This window comes from Pelotomaculum sp. PtaB.Bin117 (assembly GCF_002067195.1).
In the GTDB taxonomy this organism is placed as follows: Bacteria; Bacillota; Desulfotomaculia; order Desulfotomaculales; family Pelotomaculaceae; genus Pelotomaculum_D; species Pelotomaculum_D terephthalicicum.
The window spans coordinates 1-17,268 of record NZ_MVQM01000174.1; the positions used below are offsets into that span (position 1 = coordinate 1).

The window sequence follows — 17,268 nt, forward strand, 5'->3', positions numbered from 1 at the left end:
GGGGGCATGTGAGATTATTCAGGCCATCGGCTTGTCGCAGCCGGCCATTGCGCACCATTTAAAAATCTTAAAACAGGCGGGGCTGATTAATAGTGAAAAGGAGGGAAAAATTGTATTCTATACTTTGAATAAAGATGGTATCAGGGAATTTTATAAGCAGTTGGACTGTTTTCTTGATGAGCTTTCTTGTTTTTCCTGTTCCCTGCCGAAACCATCGCAGCTCAGACAAAATCCTAATCTTTGCACAGAAATGGGTTTCGACCCCGAAGTTTGCGAAAAAATGATTGATGAAGAAAAAATCATAATAAAGAGAAGAGGAGGTAAACAGTAGTATGTCGGAAAAAGCCTTAGGAAGGCTCTCCTTACTCGACCGCTTTTTAACAGTGTGGATCTTTCTGGCTATGTTTTTTGGCGTGGGATTGGGCTATGTTATGCCGGAAGTGGCGAACCTGCTAAGAGAATTCCAGGTTGGCACCACTTCGATTCCCATTGCCGTCGGCCTAATTGTGATGATGTACCCGCCACTTGCCAAGGTAAAGTACGAAGAAATCGGCAATGTATTTAGAAACGTCAAGGTTCTGGGACTCTCTTTGCTGCAGAACTGGATTATCGGGCCGGTGTTGATGTTCTTTTTAGCAATCATCTTTTTGCAAAGTTATCCGGAATATATGGTGGGCATTATTATCATCGGCTTGGCCCGGTGCATTGCCATGGTTATTGTCTGGAACTCCTTGGCCAAAGGGGATGCGGAGTACGCAGCCGCGCTTGTGGCCCTAAACTCAATCTTCCAGGTGCTTTTCTTCTCGGTTTACGCCTACTTCTTTGTCACTCTTTTGCCCCAGTGGCTGGGGATTAAATCAATGGCCATCCATATTTCCATGGGTGAAGTGGCTAAAAGCGTGATGATATACCTCGGTATTCCTTTCTTAGGTGGTGTGATTACCAGATTTACCTTGATGCCGGCCAAGGGCAAAGAATGGTATGAGAAAAAATTTATCCCCAAGATTAGCCCACTTGCTTTGATCGCCCTATTATTTACTATCATCGTGATGTTTTCTTTGAAAGGCAACTATATCATAACCTTGCCGATGGATGTGGCTAGAATCGCCGTACCACTACTTGTTTACTTCGTTATAATGTTTTTCCTGTCATTTTTCCTTAGTAAGTCATCCGGAGTCAATTACGGTCAGGCCACGACGCTCGCCTTCACGGCCGCCAGCAATAACTTTGAGCTGGCTATAGCGGTGGCCGTGGCGGTATTCGGCATTGATTCCGGCCAGGCTTTTGCCGCGGTCATCGGGCCTCTTATTGAAGTACCTGTAATGATTGGGCTGGTTAACATTGCTCTTGGGTTCAAACGCAAGTATTTTGCAAATGAAATGCAGGGGGCAAGGTAATTACCTAAAAAGATTCCAATGAACTGCAAAATAAATACATAAGTGTGGTTTTCATGAAGATCTAACCTGTCCAAATAGTGATGGACATGCTTCCGTCTCAATTTGCCAAAAATATTTTATTAATCATGGAGGGATTTGACAATGAAAAAAGTCAGTGTAGCCATATTCGGAACTAATGCGCCTATGCCTTCCGGCGGCTGCTGAGACCCATCACCGGAGGCCGCATGTTGCGGTCCTACAAAGACAATGCAAGAAGAAGCTGAAGATTTGAAAGAATCTCTTGTGAAAAATTTTGGCGAGGCCATCCAATATACTTACGTGGATGTGCAAAGTAAAGAGATGAAGAATTATCCCGATATTACTAAGATCTTGGATAGAGTAAGGCTCCCTTTGACTGTGATTAACGGTGAACCACGCTTCCATGGTGGATTTTCAATAGCTATGATTTCGGAAGTAGTAAGCGAACTTGTAGAATAACAAGAATTATTCATTAATGATTAATGGGGTGTAAATATGCCGGATAATAATGAAGAAATTAGAGAATTTATTCGGAAGAATTATGCTGATGTCGCGTTAAAAAACGCAGGTGGGGGCTGTTGTGGTGGCGGATGCGGTTGTGAAAGCATTCCATTGGACGTGAATGAAGCGTCTATTGACATCGGCTATACGGAAAGCGATTTAAAAAATGTACCGCCTGAAGCGAATATGGGATTAGGATGCGGTAACCCTATTGCAATTGCCGGCCTTAAAGAAGGTGAAGTCGTACTTGATCTCGGCAGCGGCGGAGGTTTTGATTGTTTCCTTGCCAGAGCGCGCGTGGGTGAGGCCGGGCTTGTGATCGGCGTGGATATGACACTGGAAATGATTAAATTGTCGAGAAAAAATGCTGAAAAAAGTGGCTATGCCAATATTGAATTCAGACTAGGAGAAATTGAGCATTTACCAGTAGCCGACGCATCTGTAGACGTGATTATATCAAATTGTGTAATCAACCTATCTCTTGATAAAATGCAAGTATTTAAAGAAGCTTTCAGGGTGCTTAAGCCCGGTGGAAGGCTGTCAATATCAGATGTTGTGGCCACTAAACAATTAACTCAAGAAATAAAACAGGATTTGGCTTTGATTGCGTGCTGCGTTGGTGGAGCTGAATACGTGGAAGACATACGAGCAAAACTTAAAAGCACAGGTTTTAAGGATATTAAATTACAGCCGAAAGATAACAGCAGAGAAATTATAGAAAAATGGATGCCTGGCAAGCATATTGAAGACTACGTCGCTTCTTTTATTATAGAAGCAAAGAAAGAATAAAGCTAACTGGTAAAGTAGTCTAAATGAGGTCATAAAGTAAGTAAAAGTAAATATGGTATCGTAGTTTTTTAGTTAATAATATGGCTAACAGTCATACTTGGGAAACATTGATTTTCCAGGTATGACTACCTTTTTCATAATCCCTTGATTCGTTAAATTATGCTGCAATTTATATTTTTGAGTTCTCCTACTTCTTTTGTACGTCACTCATCTAGGAAGGTCATTCGTAGTCTTACTTGCATAACAACTTTTTAAAACGGTCTCCATGCTCAGTGCCGTATAATGCCAGGTAATATCTAGTACGCTAGGATCAATATTGGAGATGGTACATTAGATACAAATATAACAAAAATTTTATTAAAGGATGGCGGGCAAGTGAAAAAGGAAGCAGAAGGCATCGTTATCGCTTTAGATGGTAGAATAGCGAAAGTAAAAGTGGGCAGGGACAGTGATTGTGAATGCTGCGAGGCATGCCTCGTAGATAGAGCCTCGGTCACGGATGTTTACAATCCGGTTGATGCTACAGTGGGTCAAAGGGTTATTATTGAGATACCTGAAGACAATATGTTAATAGCAGCCTTTATTGCCTTCTTGTTACCTCTACTAACAACGTTTATGGGTTTCTTGATCGGTGTATTGATTTCGCAAGAGTTTGGATTTCCAGCGTTATTATCTGAGGTTAGTACGAGTATCGTTGCATTTATTCTGACACTTTTATATATAAAATATTATGACAGGTCTATCAAAACCAAAATGATTCCGGTCATTACAGATGTTATATCTGAAAAGTAAACATCAAGACTGGGAACCTGAAGAACCCAAATTATCATATTTATCGGAAGAGGACTCATGCCGGGATAAAACTATTATCGTATATTTATCAATATGCATTACAACCTTGAAAATATTGTTTACAATACCTCACAGAGTCTCCAAAGTGAAGAGGATAAAGGTTTAGAGTGAGCTTTTATCTTAGTAATTTTCTTACTTCTTAACATATTTTTATTGACAAAAATTAATGCATAACCGTATAATGCATTTAGGTTATATGTATAGCCCTATTATTCATGCGGAGGTGTTTAATATAAAATACGAATGCCAGGAATACTGGGAAAGCTTAATTAGAATGAGTCTTTCCCGTTTCTTTATCTTGCAGGTACTTCATCGGCAACCACTACATGGTTATGAGATTACCAAACAAGTGTCTTGTCTTACTGATGGATGCTGTGCGCCTACTGAGGGAAGCCTTTACCCAGTCTTACGGGAGTTCACGGATAACGGATTAGTTGAATTGACTACCCAAGTTGTTTCCGGTCGCGAAAGAAAGATTTATACCCTAACACCTAAAGGAGAGAATGCTTATCAAGTAGCAGCTCAAGCCTGGGGGGTAACAGCTAAGTACATTCTTGAGGCTATAAAACAATAGCTTTCGAAAAGCAATCCTTGGTGTGTTTTATCAGAACGGGGGTGTCTTAATGTTTCAGTTAAATAATCTAATCACTGCCGGAAAGTATTTTCTTGTGATTTGTGGTGAACTGCTGGCATTATTCGTCGGTATCTCTTTCCTTATTGCCTTGCTCCAAGAGTTTATCACCGAAGAAACTATTCGGAAGTATCTTGCAAAACCCCAAAAATGGCTGGGGAATATCCTCGGAGCAACTTTAGGGGCAGTTACACCTTTTTGTTCCTGTTCCACTATTCCCATACTAGTTGGTTTACTAAATGGAGGAGCGCCTTTTGGTGCGGCTATGTCCTTTCTTATCTCTTCACCTCTTCTCAACCCCGTTATACTTACCTTATTTTTAACTATGATGGGATGGAAATTTACAATACTATACGGGATATTGACTTTTGTCGCATCAGTGTTTTTCGGTGCATTATGGGAGCGAGTGGGGCTAGCCAGCACATATAAAAATGTGCGGATACAATATGGTTGCTGTGAGGAAACTGAAAAAACTGATGGACCGTTAACCAATAAGGGAAAGGTAAAACGTGCCAGTTTACAAACATGGGGTTTATTTATACAGGTTGTTCCTTATTTAATTATAGGTGCCGGTATCGGTTCGTTTATTTACGGCTTTGTGCCTGAGGAATTTATTATTAAAGTTGCCGGACCAGGCAACCTATTTGCCATACCGGTCGCTGCCGCCATTGGGATTCCAATGTATATTCGAGTTGAAACCATGATTCCCATTGGTACGGTGTTGCTGGCGAAAGGCATGAGTTTGGGAGCGATAATGGCATTGATAATCGGTGGTGCCGGGGCCAGTATTCCTGAATTAACATTACTGGCATCCATTTTTAAACCGAAATTGGTAGCTACTTTTACAGTCACGATTCTCGTTGTAGCCATACTGTCCGGATTCATTTTTCAAATTCTGCAACCAATATTATAAAACGAAAGGGGGTAAGGTGTATAAATGGGCAAAAAATGTTGTGATCCCGATGCTCCCAAGATCTATAAGCTGAACGTTGGTGGTATAGTAGTGGGATTGACCGGAGTTGAACAGGCTTTTCTGGATGTAAGGGAGCTTAATTTAATGGGTCAAGAAGTTGCTGAAAAACTGTTGGAAATAGTGGAAGCGAAGAAATTATGTTCCGGAAAGTGCTGAAATTGAATACAGGGTAGCTCTCCTCAAGAATATAAAAACTATATAGCTAGAGGCTAATAACAAGGCGAACGCCGGAGGAGTTTTGAAAATGAGTAAAGAAAAAGAGGAAAAGAAAGGGTCGTTTGGCTTTTTAAAAAATCTTAAGTCATCTTCAGGATGATGTGACATGAAAATTGTCCAGGTGGACAAAGAAGATAATAATAAAAATGTTTCTAAAGATGACAAGGTAAAATCAAATTGTTAAAATAATCAGCTTATACTAGTATATAAAATAAGAATTAAAAAAGGATAGGATCAATACATGGGCAGTTGTTGTAATCTAGACGCATCAAAAGTTTATAAACTAAAAGTTGGCGACGACATGACGAGGTTGTTAGGGCTGGAACAGGTATTTTTGGACGTTAAAGAACTTAACTTAATAGATAAATAATGGCTGGATATTCCTTTAATTTGACATTTTAAAAAGAAGGGGGGGATAATCAGATATGAGCAGTAGTGTTCCTAATGCATCAAAAATATTTAAGATAGATGTCGGTGGAGATATGATAGGATTGGCTGGAGTAGAACGAGCTTTTCTTGAGGTATTGAAACTTGGCTTAAAGGGTGATCAAGCTTCTAAAAAACTATTGGAAATAGTCGGGAGAACAAACTATATCCCTAAAAGTGCGGAAAGGCAATACGAGTGGGCTCTATATTTGGCATATAGAAACTATATAGCTGATCCATCTACAGTGAAAAAGGCCATGGAATTTGATCAGAGCCTAGTATGTTGAGACACATGATAATAACCTCTTCTGTTTTGGTAAAACAGAATAAATTTGTTTGAGTGGTTTCGCTCAGAAAAAATAATCACAATAAGAAAGCGGTTTTCTAAGAAAAAAACTGTAGGGGACAGCATCACTCCTGCCTCATACAGTTTTTTAACAACCCGTAATATTAATTAACGGTAATTAATATTACAACTAAAAATAACAAAATTACAACAACCGAAGATTTTTTTTAGGAGGGTTTATTTTACGAGTAGATTAGAAACAGCTTTATCACTTTTTAGTAATGGATTTCAATGTTCTCAGGCTGTCCTTGCTTCATTTGCTCCACAGTTAGGTATGGAGGAAGAAAAAGCTATAAGGGTAGCCGGCGCTTTTGGGGGTGGAGTAGGCCATACAGGCGGCACATGCGGTGCTGTTAATGGCGCCTTCATGGTAATAGGGCTAAAATATGCGGACATAAACGCAAAAAATTATAAAGCTATGAAAAAGTCTTATGCTGTTGCGCGGGAATTTATTAAGAGATTTGAAACACTAAACGGATCTACAATTTGCAAGGATTTAATAAAATGTGACATTAGTACTTCTGAAGGGATAAAGTATGCTATAGATAAGAACCTCTTTACCTCCGTGTGCCCTAAATTCGTACAGGATTCTGTTGAAATCTTGGAAGAGTTACTTAAGGAAGACTGAGATCTTGGAAAGTTTTTGCGTAGCATTTGCAGCCACAAGCGTACATTCAGACCTACACATCAAGTCTGCCGATAAGGGGGACAAAGTAAGGTTATTTTTATGCCGAGGTTAACAGTAATAAAGGTTCAAATTGGTAAGGGCAGAAAAAGGGAGGTCAGCAATATGCCGCATGTTTGGGGTTACAGCATTTATCCAGTTGTAAATGGTGAGACGTGTATTGCTTGCGCAACATGCTATGAATTGTGTCCGGCAGAGCCCAAGGTATTTGAAATCAAAGAAATTTCGACAGTTGTCTACCCCGATGCCTGTCTTGATTGCGGCGCATGTGAAGAAAGTTGCCCAACTAACTCAATAATATTAACCGAGTAGAACATAATTAAATTACACAGCAACTGTGGGTTCCTTGGAACTCGCAGTTGCTGTAAGGGGCGGGGTGATACAGACTTAATGGCATCGCCCATCATCAGAGATCCTTCTATATAATTATCAAGAGTTACCAGGACGAGGTGGAAAGCATGGATAGCAGAAAATCCATTGAGGAATGTAGAGAAGACTTTCCCTCACTTAAGAGACAGCGAAAGGGGAAACCTCCCATTTACCTGGATAATGCATGCACAACCTTGGTGCCCAGACAGGTCATTGAGTCAATTCAAGAGTATTATATGGAATATCCCTCATGCAGCGGCACAAGAAGCCGTCACTGGTTTGCCCAAGAGGTTTCCGAACGAATTGAAGGAAATCCCGGAAAGGGCATAAAGGGCTCACGACAGATTATAGCCGAGTTTATCAACGCCGGTTCTGAAAAAGAAATCATCTTTACCCTCAATACAACTCATGCCCTCAACACGGTGGCGCTTGGTTTCCCGTTCCAGCCCGGGGATGTTGTTTTACTGACCGATAAGGAACACAATTCGAATTTGCTTCCCTGGCTGAAGTTGCAGAAAGCAGGACGTATCAAGGTTGATTTTACATTACCCAATGATCAGGATAACTTTGACCTCGATGCTTTCGAGCGGAAGATGAAAACTGGCCGGGTCAGATTGGTCAGTATTTCCTACACGTCAAACGTAACCGGTTATACCATTCCTGCAAGAGAAATAACCAAAATAGCACATCAATACGGTGCCCTGGTACTCCTTGATGGCGCTCAGGCCGTGCCCCACCAAACGATTGACGTTCAGAACCTGGACGTCGATTTCCTGGCTTTTTCACTTCATAAGATGTGTGGGCCACGAGGGGTGGGTGTGCTTTATGGGAAAAAAGAACTTCTTGGACAGAATCCCCATGAAGAGGATGAGGCAGATCATGTGGTCGCGCCTGTCATCCTGGGCGGTGGAACGGTCGCCGATTCGACATATCATTCCTACGCCCTTATGCTTCCGCCGTATAGATTCGAAGCAGGAATCCAGAATTACCCCGCCCAGATTGCCTCAGGAATAACTGTCCAATACCTGCAGCAGATTGGAATGGACAGGATAAGGGACCATGAGGCCGGTTTGAACCGTTTTCTGACCGAGGAACTGATGAACCGTTATGGGGATACGGGATGGTTCAGAATCGTCGGCCCACAAGATGCGTCACAAAGGGGCGGAATCTTGACCTTCGAGGTCAAACGGCCGAATGCGGTGGGGATGGCCGTTGATCTCAGCGAAAAGAATAACGTTATGATCAGGGACAGTGTTTTCTGTGTGCATTCCTATTTTAACGAGAAGTTCGGACCGGAATGGACCCGCCCCATATCACACAGTGAGCATAGAATGGTGTACCGGGTTTCCTGCTACTTCTACAATACCGTGGATGAGTGCAGGATATTCTTGGAAACGCTGGATGAGATATTCAAAGAGCGCGGCTATATCTAAGATTTAAGTCAAGTGAACAAAGGAGGAGAACGAAATGCACGAAAATATTATAGCGTATAACCAGAGATTAATAAAAACGGGATCCGAGTATACCGGTAGACTCGAAAATCCATCTATATTCCTGCGAACTTTAGGAGATGTCAGCGCCGCTTGTGGTGCAAGCACGGACGATTTCATGGATCTTTATATCCAGGTGGTCAACAACCTCATTTCTGATATCAAGTATCAGTGTATCGGTGATCCAACAACCAACGTAGCCATAGAGATTCTTTGTACATTGTTGAAAGGGAAGACTTTAGACGAAGCTGCCCTAATAAAAGAAGATGCGTTTTCTCGAATTCTGGGGTGCGAGGACGAAGGAATGCAAGAAAAAGCCAAGTTTTTGCTGGAATTACTCAACGAGGAAATCCTTCGCTATAAAACACAAGCAGAATAGATTTGATCAATTGCCCTGAAGCAATTTCTCATCTGCAGCATTTCTTAAGGGAAATATAGAAACTTTGTTCAAAAAGTCATTCGCTGATGAGCCCCGATGCGTAAACCGATCCCGGCATCAACACGTATAGCGGGGACAGGAAAATTCCTGGTATAGACGCCACATTCCATGCAGGCATTGAAATCGGTAGTTCGTCTATGCTGAAGCGGTTGATGGGTATCAACAGGAGTTGCATTTGCTGCAGCTCCTGCTCTGTTATATAGTTTTTGCTAAGGTTTCCTGCTACTTCTACAATACCATGGATGAATGTCGAATATTCCCAGAAACGCTGGATGTGATATCCAAAGAGCGCGGCTATATCTGAGATTTAAGTCAAGCGAATAAAGGAGGAGAACGAAATGCACGAAGCAGTTATGACTTATTACCATAGATTATTAAAAACGGGATTTGAATATATAGGTAAACTCGAAAATGCATCCATTTCCCTGAAAACTTTCGGAGAAGTCAGCCCCGTCTGTGGAAATACGGACGATTTCTTGTATCTCTATATCCAGGTGGTCGATAACCTTATTTCTGATATCAAGTATGAATGTATCAGCGATCCAACAACCAACGTAGCCATAGAGATTCTTTGTACATTGGTGAAAGGGAAGACTTTGGACGAGGCCGCCCTTATAAAAGAGGATGCGTTTTCTCAATTTCTGGGATGCGAGGACGAATTAATGCGAGAAAAAGCCAAGTTCTTGTTGGAATTGTTCAACGGGGAAATCCTTCGCTATAAAACACAAACAGAATAGATTGATCAATTGACCTGAAGCAATTTCTCATCCGCAGCATTTCTTAAGGGAACTATAGTAACTTTGTTCAAGAAACCATTCGTTGATGAGTCCCGATGCGCAACCGATCCCGACATCAATAGCGGGCAGGCAAATTCTGGCACAGGTGCCACATTCCATGCAGGCATTGAAATCGGTGATGTGTCTTATTTTTTACGAGTGGGAAGACCTGGTGTGGACAGACCTCTAAACACCAGCCACAGCCAATACATTTCTCTGGATACAACTCCAGCGTGGCAACATTGTGCAGGTAGCTGAAACCTTTAATAAATCTTCCCACCAGATCAATTTCCTTGACAAAACAAAGATCGCACTGACGATAAGAGCACACCCCATAGCCGGAATCGCGATCCGCATCTCGTTTTTGACCACGGAGCTTGAAGTGTAGGTCGTGCATCCGGTAAAATTGAGTGTATAAAAGGCGCTCACCGCCGGAAGTGCCAGGCGGGAACCCGGACCACCATTTCGCTGGACAAACCCAAGAATACCCTGACCGAGGTGGAGGTGGTGGCCGCGATGGACCTGATTATTGCCAAAAACATTTTCGGTAACGCCGACGGCGATCTGGTGTCCAAGTACAACGATCAAACAAAGAATAACAAAGCTTATACCACAACTTAAGTATATTAGGCAGTTAAATCTTAACTTCGATACCAAGGGGATTCACCCTAACCGTCTGCGTCAGTTGTCCCGGCTTGGGGCAAGGTATGAACCATTTCTTTTCCGGAGGTTCAAGGACTCTAAAAAATATGCCATGTTGGTTGCATACCTGATGGATTTAAGCCAGGATCTGATTGACCAGGCTTTTAAAATTCATGATAAGTTAATATCAAACCTTCAGAAGAAGGGCAAAAAAACTCAGGATGAAATACAAAAGAAAAATGGTAAATCCATCAATGAAAAAGTGGTTCACTTTGCCAACCTGGGCGATGCATTGATAAGGGCCAGGAATGAGGGAACAGATCCGTATGAGGCATTAGAATCCGTAATGCCCTGGGATAACTTCGTATCCTCGGTTGAGGAAGCCAAAAAACTGTCGCGGCCTATTGATTACGATTTCCTTGATTTATTGGAGAATAGTTTTTCCTACCTCCGGAAGTATACTCCCACTCTATTAAAAGCTTTGGAGTTTCGTTGCACGAAAGCTACAGAACCTTTACTTAGAGCTCTCGACGTGATCCGGGAAATGAATGAAACAGGGAAGCGCAAGGTTCCGGAAGACGCACCGTTAGATTTCATATCCTGCAGTCGATGGCAGAAACATGTTTATGATGAAGACGGGAACATTAACCGCCGTTTTTACGAGATGGCCGCGCTCACGGAGTTGAGAAATTCAGTCCGTTCCGGAGATGTTTCAATCGTGGGCAGCCGGCAGCATAAGGACTTTGATGAATACATTTTCTCACGGGAAGAATGGGAGATAGCCCGCACTGCCGGCACCAGGCTTGCTGTTAGCTTATCAGTTGACGAATATTTAGAGGAACGCACCAACGCTCTCCTAAGCCGCCTGAACTGGATGAGCAAAAACATCAAGGACCTTGAAGGAGTAAGTTTGGAAAAAGGCAAGATCCATGTTGAAAGGCTGGAGAAAAACGTTCCCGATGAAGCAAGGCAGTTCAGTTTAAGCCTGTACGGGATGCTTCCACGAATCAAGCTGACTGAACTGCTCATTGAGGTATCCAGTTGGGCAGGCTTTGAGAATCAATTTATCCATGCTTCCACCGGCAAGCCCCCTCATGAGGAAGAAAAACCGGTACTTATGGCTACTCTCATGGCCATGGGAACAAATATAGGGCTGACTAAAATGGCCGAAGCCACACCAGGCGTTTCATATCGCCAGATGGCCAATGTAGCCCAATGGAGAATGTATGAAGATGCGATGAACCGGCACAGGCCACGTTGGTCAATTTCCATCATAAGTTGGCCCTACCTCTTTTTGGGGTGATGGAAGCACATCGTCTTCTGACGGAATGAGAATGCAAATTGGTGTGTCGGCGCTGCGCGCCGATGCAAACCCTCACTACGGATCGGGCAAAGGTGCCACCATATACAGATTTACCAGTGACCAATTCTCCGCTTTCTACACAAAAATTATTAATACCAACGCCCGGGACGCAATTCATATTATTGATGGGCTACTGCACCACGAAACGGATGCTCTACAAGAAATGGGCTGCATTGAAAAGACTATTTTCATTCTCGATTACATTTCCAGTGAAGCCATGCGTCGGCGGATACAGAAAGGCTTAAACAAAGGCGAAGCCATGAACGCCCTGGCTCGGGCTATATTCTTCGGGAAACAAGGTGATTTTCGCGAACGTGCCCTACAGGATCAATTACAAAGAGCCAGTGCCTTAAATATACTGATTAATGCTATTAGCATTTGGAATACGGTTTATCTCACAGAAGCGACTAAGCAGTTAAAAACAGACGAAAGGGTTAAAGAACTACTGCCGCACGTTTCCCCTCTTGCATGGGAACACATTAACTTCCTGGGAGAATACACCTTTGATTTACGAAACACAACAACGCTGGATTCGTTGAGGCCACTGCAGACCACTATATAAAAATGGTAATATATATCTTAGAGTAAAGAAACCAGCGATTTAGCTGGTAATTTATGTCTTAGAGTATATTCTCGTTAAAATGTTGGCGATACCCCGATATGAGCTGCATGAAAGTTTAAAACCTGCCGTTCCTATTAGGAGCCGGCAGGTTTTACATTTTCAAAAACCAATTTCATAATATACTAATTGTTAGAATTCTATCTCGCCAGTTGCCGAGTCGTCGTTGGTAATTCTTAATAGCGCTGTTTTTTGGGAGCCGAGAGCGGCGCCCCCGGCTGGCCTGCTCAAGGTGAGCTTGACCGTTTCCGTAGGCTCATTCAAGTCGTCGTTATTAATATCTACCTCAAACGTCTGCGAAGTCTCTCCGTCGGCAAAATTCAGGGTGCCGTTGGCCGCCGTGTAGTCCGCGCTGGCGCCGGCTTTGGCCGTTCCGTTGCTGGTGGCGTATCTTACCGTGACCGCCCCGTGGTCGCCGCCGATCCGGTTGACTGTAATCGTTGCGTATCCGGTCGCTTCGTCTTCCGCCACCGTGTACGAAGCGGCGGAAAATTCAAACTGACCGTTGGACTCGTCGTCGTCGGTTATGCTCAAAACAGCCGTTTTCCGGGCTCCCAGAGTGGCGCCGTCTGTCGGTCTGCTCAAGGTAATCTTGACTGTTTCCGCAGGCTCGTACAAGCTGTCGTCTATAATAGGCACGTCGAATGTTTTGGAAGCCTCTCCGTCGGCAAAGCTCAGACTGCCGCTGGCGGCCGTGTAGTCCGCGCCGGCCTTGGCTGACCCGTTGGTGGTGGCGTAATTGACTGTCACCGCTCCGCTGGTGCTGCCGCTCCGTTCGACCGTGATTGCAGCCGTTCCGGCATCCTCCGCTGCTGTGTATGCGGCGTCGGATAATTCAAGTTCGCCTTTGCAGTCGTCATCAGTAATATTCAAGACAGCCGTTTTTTGGGGGCCCAGGATGGCGCCCCCGGTCGGGCTGCTCAATTTGAGCTTGATCGTTTCCGTCTTTTCATACAGGCCGTCGTCTGTGATAGACACGTCAAATGTTTTTGCGGCTGAATCTCCGTCGGCAAAGGTCAGGGTGCCGCTGGTGGCGGTGTAATCCGCGCCGGCCCTCGCCGTTCCGTTGGTGGCGGCGTAATCAACCGTCACCGCACCGCTGTCGCCGCCCTCCCGGTTGACCGTGACCGTCGCCGTTCCGGTGTTTTCCGCTACTGTGTACGTGGCGGCGGAAAAAGTAAGCTGGCCGTTGGAAGCGTCGTCGTCGGTAATATACAACACGGCCGATTTCAGCGCGCCGAGGATGGCTCCACCCGCCGGGCTGGTCAAGGAGAGTTTGACCGTTTCCGTTGATTCACACAGGCCGTCGTTTGTAATAGGCACGTCGAACGTTTCAGTAGTATCGCCGTCGGCAAAATTAAGAGTGGTGCTGGTAGCCGTATAGTCCGTGCCGGCCTTGGCCGTTCCGTTGCTGGTATAGCATACCACGGACACATCGCCGTTGGAGCCGCCGTTCCGGCTGACCGTGATCTCGGCTGTGACAACGTCCTCCGCTACTGTGTACGTGGCGGCGGAAAATTCAAACAGCCCTTTGTTATCGTCGTCGGCAATGTTCAAGACAGCCGTTTTCTGGGTGCCTAGGGTGGCGCCCCCGGTTGGATTTCTCAGGGTGAGCTTGACCGTTTCCGCCGGCTCGTAGGTGCCGTCATCTATGATAGGTACGTTAAATGTATTGGTGGTCTGTCCGTCGGCAAAATCCAGAGTGCCGCTGGCGGCCGTGTAGTCCGTGCCGGCCTTGGCCGTTCCGTTGCTGGTGGCGTAGTTAACCGACACCGCGCCGCTGGAGTCGCTCCGGTAGACCGCAATCGCAACTGTTCCCGCGTTTTCCGCAAATGTGTATGAGGCAGCAGTGAACTCAAGCTGGCCGGGAGACGCGTCGTCGTTGGCAATGTTCAAGACAGCCGTTTTCTGGGCGCCGAGGGTGGCACCGCCGGTCGGGCTGCTTAAAGTGAGTTTGACCGTTTCCGTCGGCTCATAGACGGTATCGTCTGTGATAGGCACGTCAAATGTTTTTGCGGCCGTGTCACCGTCGGCAAAGGTCAGAGTATCGTTGACGGCTGTGTAATCCACGCCGGCCTTGGCTGTTCCGTTGGTGGTGCCGTAATTAACCGTCACCAGCCCGTTGGAGCCGCCGGTCCGGTAGACCGAGACCGTTACGGTTCCCGCGTCTTCCGCCACGGTGTAGGCGGCGGCGGAAAATTCAAGCCGTCCGTTGGACTCATCGTCGTTGATGATGTTCAAGACAGCCGTTTTCTGTGAGCCGAGGGTGGCGCCGCCGGTCGGGCTGCTCAAGGTAAGCTTGACCGTTTTGGTCGGCTCATAGGTGCTGTCGTTTAAAATAGGCACGTCGAATGTTTTTGCGGCCGTATCACCGTCGGCAAAGGTCAGAGTATCGTTGACCGCTGTGTAATCCGTGCCGGCCTTGGCCGTTCCGTCGCTGGTGGCGTAGTTAACCGTCACCGGGCCGTTGTCGCCGCCGTTCCGGTTAACCTCGACGGTTACGGTGCCCGCATCTTCCATCACATTGTACGAGGTGAGGGAAAACTCCATCTCGCCGTTGGAAGAATCTTCGCTGGCGATCCGCAAGACAGCCGTTTTTGGGGAGCCGAGGGTGGCGCCGCCGGCCGGGTTGCTCAGGGTGAGCTTGATTGTTTCCGTCGGCTCGTAAAATTCATCATTTGTAATAGTAACCTCAAACGTCTGTATAGTCTCGCCGTCGGCAAAGGTCAGAATATCAGTGGCGGCCGTGTAGTCCGTGCCGGCTTTGGCCGTTCCGTCGCTGGTGGCGTAGTTAACCGTCGCCTCCCCGCTGGAGCCGCCGTTCCGGTAAACCTCGACGGTTACGGTTCCACCTGATACGTCTTCCGCAACCGTGTAAGTGGAAGCGGAGAATTCAAACTGACCGGGAGACGCGTCGTCGTTGGTAATGTTTAAGACAGCCGTTCTCATGGAGCCGAGGGTGGCGCCGCCGGTCGGGCTTTTCAGGGTAAGCTTGACTGTTTCCGTCGATTCATAGGCGGTGTCATTTATAATAGGTACGGTGAATGTTTTTGCAGCTGAATCACCGTCGGCAAAGGTCAGCGTATTGGTGGCGGCCGTGTAGTCCGTGCCGGCCTTGGCCGTTCCGTTGGCAGTGGCGTAGTTAACCGTTACCGCCCCATGGGAACCGTTGTTCCGGTTGACTGTAATCGTTGCGTATCCGGTCGCTTCGTCTTCCCCTACAGTATAGGCGGCGGCGGAAAACTCAAGCTGTCCGTTGGACTCGTCGTCATTAGTAATATATAAGACAGCCGTTTTCTGAGAGCCGAGGGCAACGCCGCCGGTCGGGTTGCTCAAGGTGAGCTTGACTGTTTTGGTTGGTTCCTTGGCGTCGTTATCTATAATAGGCACGGTGAAAGACTCATTGGTATCACCGTCGGCAAAGGTCAAAGTGCCGCTGGCGGCCGTGTAGTCGGTGCCGGCCCGGGCTGTTCCGTTGCTGGTGGCGTAATCAACCGTCACCGGTCCAGTGGAGCCGCCGTTCCGGTAGACCGTGATCGTCGCGGTGCCCGCGTTTTCCGCTACCGTGTACGTAACAGCTGAAAATGACGTCTGCGTAGCTGCGAACAACGGTTTAATTTGAAAAGGATTCAACCAGGCAACGCAGAACAAAAAGAAAAATAGTATGTTTTTTATAAGCTTCAGTTTTGGAATCATTCTTTTCAAGCCTCCTCAAACTTGGTAAAATAATTCGCTAATCAAATAGACCCTATATATATTAGTTCGTCAACTAATAAGCAATCCTTAAGGTCAAGTTTTCAAAGTATTTAGCAACGCTTTTATTAGATTATGGGATTGTTTGGCAATCCCCGAACTTGGTTAGATTGGAGATATATAATAAAGCCTCCGCACCGGTGAAGGATAAGAGGCTTGATCAGCTTGGATTATGTCACAGCAGCCTGGCAGTCATAGCCTTACCAGCCTTAGACCCATAGCTTTGCGCCCCAACTTTTCAATCGGTTTGCCATTTTATACTATAAATTGTATTATATCATATGATAGTGGCGGATAGTGTTGTAATATGTCGAAGCGGTTGTTTTTTTACAAAATTTACTTTTCTTATTTGCAGGCGACCTTAATAAGGTCACCCCGAAATGATTGAGCGCATAATCTAATGTTGAAATCTTTTAAAAAAATATTAGGTGATGAAGAAGGGTGAGCAGCATTTTTCCAGTGTGTATCATTTGCCGGCGGGCGCTGCAAGAGGGAGAGCAGGCGCTTTGGGTCGCCGGCCATAATATCTGTTGCGACTGCGAAAATAAAATCTTGGCTTTATCCGCTGATAACCCTGATTATGATTATTTTATTACAGGGTTGAAAAAAATTTGGTGTTTCCCAAGGGCTTGAGCTTCCGCCAGGGCTTGTTTTTTTTTGGCAAGCCGGATCCGCCTGTGGAGCATTTCGATGTCCTGCTTGATTAAATAGATGGTGGAAAGCTTGACACCGGTTCTTTCGGCAATTTCTTGATCGGAAAGACCGAGTTTAAACGCCCTGATTAATCTGCCGACATTAGTGCGATACTTTCTTGACAGGGATTTTTCATCGACCTTCTTATTAATATTTCCGGCCGTGGCTGTCCACACCCTTTCTTTAAGTATTCAGGAGTCAGGAGTCAGGAGTCAGGAGTCAGAATAATTCGGGACGAAAAAGTTCAATTACTGACTCTTGCATAAAAATATTTTGACCAGGAATCGGTT

The 17,268-nt window shown here is 45.3% G+C and carries 21 protein-coding genes and 1 riboswitch; of the genes, 18 read left to right on the forward strand and 3 right to left on the reverse strand.

All coding sequences use genetic code 11. From position 1 onward, the window contains the following. The 14 genes from A4E54_RS14380 to A4E54_RS14445 form a co-directional block, all read left to right on the forward strand. The coding region (locus A4E54_RS14380; protein WP_286726516.1) for an ArsR/SmtB family transcription factor at positions 1-331 on the forward strand (331 nt) is incomplete at its 5' end. A 1-nt stretch (position 332) separates the two neighbouring features. Beyond that, positions 333-1,397: an ACR3 family arsenite efflux transporter gene (gene arsB, locus A4E54_RS14385; RefSeq protein ID WP_240083979.1), complete on the forward strand. Its 1,065-nt coding sequence runs from the start codon at positions 333-335 to the stop codon at positions 1,395-1,397. A gap of 246 nt (positions 1,398-1,643) precedes the next feature. Beyond that, entirely contained in the window at positions 1,644-1,874 is a 231-nt protein-coding gene (locus A4E54_RS14390; RefSeq protein ID WP_240083980.1) for a hypothetical protein, read from the forward strand. Positions 1,875-1,910: 36 nt separating this feature from the next. Then, complete coding sequence (locus A4E54_RS14395; protein ID WP_286726519.1) at positions 1,911-2,705, forward strand: arsenite methyltransferase; 795 nt, start codon at positions 1,911-1,913, stop codon at positions 2,703-2,705. A 375-nt stretch (positions 2,706-3,080) separates the two neighbouring features. Further along, positions 3,081-3,497 carry a SoxR reducing system RseC family protein gene (locus A4E54_RS14400; protein ID WP_286726520.1) on the forward strand — a complete coding sequence of 139 codons (417 nt, stop codon included), beginning with the start codon at positions 3,081-3,083 and terminating at the stop codon, positions 3,495-3,497. Between the two features lie 334 nt (positions 3,498-3,831). Then, the gene (locus tag A4E54_RS14405) at positions 3,832-4,131 is read left to right on the forward strand and encodes a PadR family transcriptional regulator (protein ID WP_248286008.1); all 300 of its coding nucleotides are present in this window, start codon (positions 3,832-3,834) and stop codon (positions 4,129-4,131) included. Between the two features lie 49 nt (positions 4,132-4,180). After that, complete coding sequence (locus A4E54_RS14410; RefSeq protein ID WP_240083983.1) at positions 4,181-5,101, forward strand: permease; 921 nt, start codon at positions 4,181-4,183, stop codon at positions 5,099-5,101. A gap of 24 nt (positions 5,102-5,125) precedes the next feature. After that, positions 5,126-5,317, forward strand: coding sequence for a hypothetical protein (locus A4E54_RS14415; protein ID WP_240083984.1), 192 nt, complete (start codon positions 5,126-5,128; stop codon positions 5,315-5,317). A gap of 485 nt (positions 5,318-5,802) precedes the next feature. Continuing rightward, entirely contained in the window at positions 5,803-6,090 is a 288-nt protein-coding gene (locus tag A4E54_RS14420) for a hypothetical protein (protein ID WP_240083985.1), read from the forward strand. A gap of 219 nt (positions 6,091-6,309) precedes the next feature. After that, positions 6,310-6,777, forward strand: a complete 468-nt coding sequence (locus A4E54_RS14425; protein WP_286726547.1) for a C-GCAxxG-C-C family protein — start codon at positions 6,310-6,312, stop codon at positions 6,775-6,777. A 162-nt stretch (positions 6,778-6,939) separates the two neighbouring features. Then, positions 6,940-7,146, forward strand: a complete 207-nt coding sequence (locus tag A4E54_RS14430) for a 4Fe-4S dicluster domain-containing protein (RefSeq protein WP_240083987.1) — start codon at positions 6,940-6,942, stop codon at positions 7,144-7,146. Positions 7,147-7,292: 146 nt separating this feature from the next. Further along, the gene (locus A4E54_RS14435) at positions 7,293-8,636 is read left to right on the forward strand and encodes an aminotransferase class V-fold PLP-dependent enzyme (protein ID WP_240083988.1); all 1,344 of its coding nucleotides are present in this window, start codon (positions 7,293-7,295) and stop codon (positions 8,634-8,636) included. A gap of 34 nt (positions 8,637-8,670) precedes the next feature. Further along, complete coding sequence (locus tag A4E54_RS14440; RefSeq protein ID WP_240083989.1) at positions 8,671-9,072, forward strand: iron-sulfur cluster assembly scaffold protein; 402 nt, start codon at positions 8,671-8,673, stop codon at positions 9,070-9,072. Positions 9,073-9,470: 398 nt separating this feature from the next. Then, on the forward strand, positions 9,471-9,869 hold the full coding sequence (locus A4E54_RS14445) for an iron-sulfur cluster assembly scaffold protein (protein WP_240083990.1): 399 nt from the start codon (positions 9,471-9,473) through the stop codon (positions 9,867-9,869). Between the two features lie 115 nt (positions 9,870-9,984). Here A4E54_RS14445 and A4E54_RS15960 read toward each other — a convergent pair whose 3' ends face one another. Then, complete coding sequence (locus A4E54_RS15960) at positions 9,985-10,305, reverse strand: 4Fe-4S binding protein (protein ID WP_240083991.1); 321 nt, start codon at positions 10,303-10,305, stop codon at positions 9,985-9,987. A gap of 101 nt (positions 10,306-10,406) precedes the next feature. Between A4E54_RS15960 and A4E54_RS15830 the strand changes: the two genes are divergently transcribed. The 3 genes from A4E54_RS15830 to A4E54_RS15970 all read left to right on the forward strand — a co-directional run bounded on the left by A4E54_RS15830 (position 10,407) and on the right by A4E54_RS15970 (position 12,475). After that, a complete protein-coding gene (locus tag A4E54_RS15830) occupies positions 10,407-10,529 on the forward strand; it encodes a DUF2922 family protein (RefSeq protein ID WP_312038098.1) in 123 nt (40 codons plus the stop codon). A 151-nt stretch (positions 10,530-10,680) separates the two neighbouring features. After that, a complete protein-coding gene (locus tag A4E54_RS15965) occupies positions 10,681-11,853 on the forward strand; it encodes a Tn3 family transposase (RefSeq protein WP_286726523.1) in 1,173 nt (390 codons plus the stop codon). A 31-nt stretch (positions 11,854-11,884) separates the two neighbouring features. Next, positions 11,885-12,475 carry a Tn3 family transposase gene (locus A4E54_RS15970; protein ID WP_282442351.1) on the forward strand — a complete coding sequence of 197 codons (591 nt, stop codon included), beginning with the start codon at positions 11,885-11,887 and terminating at the stop codon, positions 12,473-12,475. 189 nt (positions 12,476-12,664) lie between these two features. Here the strand turns inward: A4E54_RS15970 and A4E54_RS14475 are convergent, their stop codons facing one another. Next, positions 12,665-16,228, reverse strand: a complete 3,564-nt coding sequence (locus A4E54_RS14475) for a Calx-beta domain-containing protein (RefSeq protein ID WP_240083992.1) — start codon at positions 16,226-16,228, stop codon at positions 12,665-12,667. Positions 16,229-16,461: 233 nt separating this feature from the next. Further along, positions 16,462-16,547, reverse strand: a riboswitch (cyclic di-GMP riboswitch). Positions 16,548-16,744: 197 nt separating this feature from the next. Between A4E54_RS14475 and A4E54_RS15840 the strand changes: the two genes are divergently transcribed. Continuing rightward, a complete protein-coding gene (locus tag A4E54_RS15840) occupies positions 16,745-16,918 on the forward strand; it encodes a sigma factor G inhibitor Gin (RefSeq protein WP_353681847.1) in 174 nt (57 codons plus the stop codon). On the opposite strand, the gene A4E54_RS14480 is transcribed toward A4E54_RS15840, so the two are convergent. After that, a complete protein-coding gene (locus A4E54_RS14480; RefSeq protein WP_240083993.1) occupies positions 16,870-17,154 on the reverse strand; it encodes a hypothetical protein in 285 nt (94 codons plus the stop codon). The genes A4E54_RS15840 and A4E54_RS14480 overlap by 49 nt on opposite strands. Positions 17,155-17,268: the final 114 nt, after the last annotated feature.

Coding starts and splice junctions, on each gene's coding strand:
- A4E54_RS14395 (WP_286726519.1), top strand. CDS start 1,911: ATGCCGGATAATAATGAAGAAATTAGAGAATTTATTCGGAAGAATTAT.
- A4E54_RS14440 (WP_240083989.1), top strand. CDS start 8,671: ATGCACGAAAATATTATAGCGTATAACCAGAGATTAATAAAAACGGGA.
- A4E54_RS14475 (WP_240083992.1), bottom strand. CDS start 16,228: ATGATTCCAAAACTGAAGCTTATAAAAAACATACTATTTTTCTTTTTG.
- A4E54_RS15965 (WP_286726523.1), top strand. CDS start 10,681: ATGGATTTAAGCCAGGATCTGATTGACCAGGCTTTTAAAATTCATGAT.
- A4E54_RS15960 (WP_240083991.1), bottom strand. CDS start 10,305: ATGCACGACCTACACTTCAAGCTCCGTGGTCAAAAACGAGATGCGGAT.
- A4E54_RS14390 (WP_240083980.1), top strand. CDS start 1,644: ATGCAAGAAGAAGCTGAAGATTTGAAAGAATCTCTTGTGAAAAATTTT.
- A4E54_RS14420 (WP_240083985.1), top strand. CDS start 5,803: ATGAGCAGTAGTGTTCCTAATGCATCAAAAATATTTAAGATAGATGTC.
- A4E54_RS14415 (WP_240083984.1), top strand. CDS start 5,126: ATGGGCAAAAAATGTTGTGATCCCGATGCTCCCAAGATCTATAAGCTG.
- A4E54_RS15970 (WP_282442351.1), top strand. CDS start 11,885: ATGCAAATTGGTGTGTCGGCGCTGCGCGCCGATGCAAACCCTCACTAC.
- A4E54_RS14405 (WP_248286008.1), top strand. CDS start 3,832: ATGAGTCTTTCCCGTTTCTTTATCTTGCAGGTACTTCATCGGCAACCA.
- arsB (WP_240083979.1), top strand. CDS start 333: ATGTCGGAAAAAGCCTTAGGAAGGCTCTCCTTACTCGACCGCTTTTTA.
- A4E54_RS14430 (WP_240083987.1), top strand. CDS start 6,940: ATGCCGCATGTTTGGGGTTACAGCATTTATCCAGTTGTAAATGGTGAG.
- A4E54_RS14445 (WP_240083990.1), top strand. CDS start 9,471: ATGCACGAAGCAGTTATGACTTATTACCATAGATTATTAAAAACGGGA.
- A4E54_RS14410 (WP_240083983.1), top strand. CDS start 4,181: ATGTTTCAGTTAAATAATCTAATCACTGCCGGAAAGTATTTTCTTGTG.
- A4E54_RS14435 (WP_240083988.1), top strand. CDS start 7,293: ATGGATAGCAGAAAATCCATTGAGGAATGTAGAGAAGACTTTCCCTCA.